Source organism: Wolbachia endosymbiont of Tuta absoluta (assembly GCF_059414725.1).
On the sequence record NZ_JBNRJY010000341.1, the window covers coordinates 1 to 688 of the forward strand.

Here is a 688-nt window from a genome sequence, read left to right on the forward strand (position 1 = left end):
TACTTTACAACCCGAAGGCCTTCTTCATACACGCGGCATGGCTGCATCAGGCTTGCGCCCATTGTGCAATATTCCCCACTGCTGCCTCCCGTAGGAGTCTGGACCGTGTCTCAGTTCCAGTGTGGCTGGTCATCCTCTCAGACCAGCTAGGGATCGTCGCCTAGGTGGGCCATTACCCCGCCTACTAGCTAATCCCATCTGGGTTCATCCGATAGTGAGAGGCCCGAAGGTCCCCCTCTTTGGTCTTGCGACGTTATGCGGTATTAGCCACCGTTTCCAGTGGTTATCCCCCTCTATCGGGCAGATCCCCAGACATTACTCACCCGTCCGCCACTCGTCACCCGAGAGCAAGCTCTCTGTGCTACCGTCCGACTTGCATGTGTTAGGCCTGCCGCCAGCGTTCAATCTGAGCCATGATCAAACTCTTCAATTTAAGTTTGATTTGCTTAAACAAGTTAAGCGGTGCTCATCTGTAAAACGTCATAATGAATTTCATTATGTGTTCACTCGTGAGGCTTGATATTTTTTACGTCCGGAGACGCTGATATCAATCCTGCGAGTGCCCACACAGATTGTCTGATAAATTGTTAAAGAGCAGTGCGAGAGCATCTTATTGTGCTGTCGCGAGGTGACGTATATTACGTTTTCCTCTTTCAAAGTCAAGCGTTTATTTTTCGCTTTTCTTTGG

General features: G+C 49.9%; 1 rRNA gene. It reads right to left on the reverse strand.

Features of this window, described 5'->3' with window-relative positions:
• Positions 1–433, reverse strand: a 16S ribosomal RNA gene (locus ACJ5GX_RS03640); the annotation flags it as partial.
• Between the last annotated feature and the right edge of the window lie 255 nt (positions 434–688).